The organism is Chitinophaga sp., from assembly GCF_036566945.1.
In the GTDB taxonomy this organism is placed as follows: Bacteria; Bacteroidota; Bacteroidia; order Chitinophagales; family Chitinophagaceae; genus Chitinophaga.
In genome coordinates, this window is sequence record NZ_DATCVJ010001021.1 from 1 (window position 1) to 4,532 (window position 4,532).

5 protein-coding genes are annotated in these 4,532 nt (G+C 38.7%); 4 read left to right on the top strand and 1 reads right to left on the bottom strand.

The window, feature by feature from the left end; all coding sequences use genetic code 11:
* Positions 1-648: Crp/Fnr family transcriptional regulator (locus VIP81_RS30765; protein ID WP_331971043.1), on the bottom strand; the 648-nt coding region annotated here is incomplete at its 3' end.
* Between the two features lie 95 nt (positions 649-743).
* Here VIP81_RS30765 and VIP81_RS30770 point away from each other — a divergent pair.
* From VIP81_RS30770 to VIP81_RS30785, 4 genes are all read left to right on the top strand, one after another.
* Complete coding sequence (locus VIP81_RS30770) at positions 744-1,148, top strand: hypothetical protein (RefSeq protein WP_331971049.1); 405 nt, start codon at positions 744-746, stop codon at positions 1,146-1,148.
* A gap of 27 nt (positions 1,149-1,175) precedes the next feature.
* Positions 1,176-1,760: a class I SAM-dependent methyltransferase gene (locus VIP81_RS30775; protein ID WP_331971051.1), complete on the top strand. Its 585-nt coding sequence runs from the start codon at positions 1,176-1,178 to the stop codon at positions 1,758-1,760.
* Positions 1,761-1,796: 36 nt separating this feature from the next.
* Positions 1,797-2,081: a hypothetical protein gene (locus tag VIP81_RS30780; protein WP_331971056.1), complete on the top strand. Its 285-nt coding sequence runs from the start codon at positions 1,797-1,799 to the stop codon at positions 2,079-2,081.
* A 471-nt stretch (positions 2,082-2,552) separates the two neighbouring features.
* Positions 2,553-4,229 (top strand): SulP family inorganic anion transporter, encoded by a 1,677-nt coding sequence (locus VIP81_RS30785; protein ID WP_331971063.1) that lies wholly within the window; start codon positions 2,553-2,555, stop codon positions 4,227-4,229.
* The last annotated feature ends 303 nt before the right edge of the window (positions 4,230-4,532 follow it).

Here is a 4,532-nt window from a genome sequence, read left to right on the forward strand (position 1 = left end):
ATGTGATGTTAAAATGCCGGCAGCTTTAAACTCCGTTAAAAATCTAACAATATTCTCCTTACCGGTACCTACCATATTGGCCAGATCACTCCTGGAAAGATTGATCATAATATCCTCTCCTACAGCTGTTTCTCCTTTAAATTTCTCGCGTAACACAATTAATGTAATGGCAAGTCTCTCTTTAACAGAACGCTGTGCAAATATAGAAATGCTATTTGCCAGTACTGTAAATTCATGACTGAGTACTTTGAGTAATCTACGCGGCAGTACACTGGATCTTCCCAAAATAGTCATAAAATCTTCTTTGGGGATGAATGCAATGACACTTTCTTCTAATGTAGCAGCGGAGTCAGGATAACGTTCATCCGCCAAAATAGCATGATATCCGATTAATTCGCCTGCATTGGCCACGTATATGATTTGTTCTCTACCATTCTGGTCAACCTGGTACTTTTTAATCTTCCCTTTTTTCACAAAGAAAATACCGGAAGCAACAGCTCCCTGCCTGAATATAACTTCCCCTTTACCATAGCGCTGTTCCTGCATATGGGAATAAAGATCTGCACATTCATCCTCTGGCAGGCTATTTAGGATGGACTGAGATTTGAAATTCCATTTATAAATTGGAAACAGACCGTCTAAACTCATAATAATTGACTCCGTGGACTAAAAAGTGATTTTTTGCAGTTTTTTAATTGAAAAGTATCAATGAAACCTAATGCCACCAAAGGTACCTTTGCAACATGAAAATATCAACTATTTCTCGTCCAAGGATCAATTTCACATATAATCACGAGTGGATTGATTTAAATGGTAGCGTTGGGTTTGTAGGTGTCTCTGCATATAGACTGAAAGGAATCAAAAATATAGTTAATATAATATGGCATACTCCGAAAGGCATTATTGATAAAGGAACCCTTATTGCTGAAATCCACGCCGCTGACCAGGTTATACCTATTCACGCTCCTCTTGGTTGCAAATATCTCGGTCAGAATCAAAAATTATCCGGAAATCTAAACCTTATATTGGAAAGTCCACAAGACAATGGCTGGATATTTTTCGTGACCCCGATGAAATTCCACAATCAGGATCCTCTTCTTTCACCTGAAAACTATCAAAAATTAATACGTACCAAAGTTGCTAATTGACTATTAATAATAATGGGAAACACATTGATGAAACCTAACTGGTATCTGACGGATGCATCATTTGACTGGCTGTTTCCGGAAAGGATTCAGCAAATGTCAAACCGGCATTGGACACCGATGGGAATCGCAAAAAAAGCAGCCGCTTTCCTGGCCTCAGAAGGAGGCAAAAAGATCCTGGATATTGGAAGTGGTGTTGGAAAATTTGCCCTCATCGGTGCTCATTACTTTCCGGAATCATTCTTTTTTGGCGTGGAGCAAAGGAGTGAGTTACATCATTATGCATTGGCAGCAAAAGAATACACGAAGGTAGTTAATTCAGAATTTATAAATGGCAACTTCACACAAGTTGATCTCGCTGAATATGATCACTTTTATTTCTACAACGCCTTTTTCGAAAATTTAGATGCCAAAGATAGAATAGATCATCAGATTGATTACTCAACCAGTCTATATCAATATTATTCCCGGTACTTGTATAAAGAACTGGATAATAAGCCTGCAGGAACCAGGTTAACGACTTTCCATAGCCTGGAAGATGAAGTCCCACCAAGTTACCGGCTGGTAGATACCTCTGAAGATTTCTTACTGAAAATGTGGATAAAGAAATGGTGATTCGGTTGTTGCACATAAAATAAAATGCACTGAGCTATGACAATGAATGAATATGTAACCACTATAATGGAACAAATTCAGGTGGCGAAAAATAACAAGGAAGTGGAAAAGGTTATTCAGGTATCCATCACTAATATGACAGAGAAGAAGAAGAATGGATTTATAATACAGCGATATCTTGACAAATTGCAGGTGGCATTAGCCGAAATATCTGTTCTTAAATGCAGTAGCGAACAATGGAGCTGTTACCGTTTTGCTCTTATCTATATAAGAAATTCATCTATTAAACATGTAGCTGAAGACCAGAAGAAAATATTGTGATGAAGGTATCTAATTTTATTGTTGCCATTTTAGAAAATAAATGCCCTCGTTGCAGGAAAGGAAAATTATTTAAAAATGACAACCCATACGAGCTAAAGAAAGTCCTGGACATGCACGACAACTGCCCTGTGTGTGATCAGCGAACGGAATTGGAAATAGGATTCTGGTATGGAACGGGATATGTCAGCTATGTGCTGGCAGTGATGTTTTCGATATTTAACTTAATATGGTATTGGTTGATTTTTGGTATAACCTGGAGAGACAACAGCATCTTTCATTGGCTGATAGTTAATGGGATTATACTTACACTTACGATGCCTTTATTAATGAGATTATCCCGGACATTGTATCTGACCTTTTACGTAGGTCATGATCCTGAATCGGAAAATCGGAAGAAAAAAGAGGAATTATTATAAGTACCTGATGTTTTAACTAAGCCACCGGAGGCAGCCCGTGTTTTAAGTATTTTTTATGTTCACTCCTAAATTACTCGAAACATTAAAAGGATATACCCGCGTACAATTTGCAAAAGATTTACTTGCGGGTTTAATCGTTGGTATCGTCGCATTGCCGCTGGCTATTGCGTTTGCAATTGCATCTGGAGTGTCACCGGAAAAGGGACTTTATACAGCCGTTATAGCAGGTTTTATCATTTCCGCCGCAGGTGGCAGTAAGGTTCAAATAGGTGGTCCTACTGGCGCTTTTATAGTAATCGTTTATGGAATTGTACAACAATATGGGATTAATGGCCTTGTAGTAGCCACTTTCATGGCGGGGATAATTCTCATCATTATGGGAATTGCGCGTTTAGGATCTGTGATAAAATTCATTCCATATCCATTAATAGTAGGATTCACCAGTGGTATTGCACTGGTAATATTTTCCTCACAAATAAAAGACTTCCTGGGTTTGAACATAACAGAGATTCCCTCGGATTTTATAAAACGGTGGATTGTATATGGTCAGCATATTTCGTCTGTCAATTTTTATTCCCTGGCTATTGCCGTCTTTACAACACTGGTCGTTTTTTTATGGCCTAAAGTTACACACAGAATTCCAGGTTCATTAATCGCCATTATTATTTCAACCCTGGCAACAGAATGGCTTCGTTTACCGATAGATACGATTGGCAGCAGGTTTGGAAGTATCCCTACATCATTGCCGTCACCATCTTTACCTCATCTGGATTTTGACACTATTAAACTCCTAATACAACCTGCTTTTACCATAGCATTACTGGGCGGTATTGAATCATTACTTTCAGCAGTTGTAGCTGATGGCATGATAGGGGGTAAACATAAAAGCAACATGGAATTAGTGGTGCAAGGAGTGGCCAACATATTTTCTTCTATATTTGGTGGAATCCCTGCCACCGGGGCGATTGCAAGAACCGCCACTAATATCAAAAACGGTGGCCGGACACCTGTTGCTGGTATTGTTCATGCGTTAACGCTATTGCTGATAATGCTTTTCATTGGCAAATGGGCAGCCCTTATACCAATGGCAACTTTAGCAGGTATCCTTGTAGTAGTTACCTATAATATGAGTGAATGGGAGCATTTCATTGCTATAACAAAAGGCCCTAAGAGTGATACTGCTGTATTGATCGTTACCTTCTTACTCACGGTGATTATTGATCTTACAGTAGCTATAGAAATTGGGATGATATTGTCTGTATTTCTGTTTATGAGAAAAATGGCCCAATTCAGCAATGTTAGTATTATAACCAACCAATTCAACGGCGACAAAACTAATGGAGATCTTCTATCTATATCCAATTTTAATATACCTCCCGGGGTAGAGGTATTTGAGATAACAGGTCCGCTTTTCTTTGGTGCCGCATATAAGTTCAAAGATGCCAGTAAATTTATTAAAAGCAGCCCCCAGGTGCTTATCATAAGAATGCGGCAGGTGCCTATTATTGATGCCACCGGCATTCAGACACTCAAAGACGTAAATAAAGATATGCAGCGTCGGGGAACAAAACTTATATTATCAGAAGTATTGACTAAAGAAGTATATGAAGAATTGAGAAAAGCACGGCTACTGTTCAATATCGGGAAAGCAAATGTGGTAGACACTTTCGCTAAATCAATTGAAAGAAGTAACATAATAATATCAGACAGGCACGTAAAAGCAGGTAACTGAATTATTGCTATATCAGGAACCAACCGTTTATTTAATTTTCCTGGCAATACCTGCCCGCATATTTGAAAGTTAGACAAAGAATGTATAGCGTCGTGGATGACATAGCTATTTCTGAATGACCATTATGAAAGGAAGGGGTACATCTGTACTCCTTAATTCCATCACACCTTTCACATTGAAAAAGTAATAGCACTAAACGAAAAGGCCGGTACGAATGACAGGTCAGCATGAGAGTATCCATTAACGGTCACTGAAAAATGGGGGATACAGTTACGCTAAAGACATCCTAACGCCTTCCTGCCA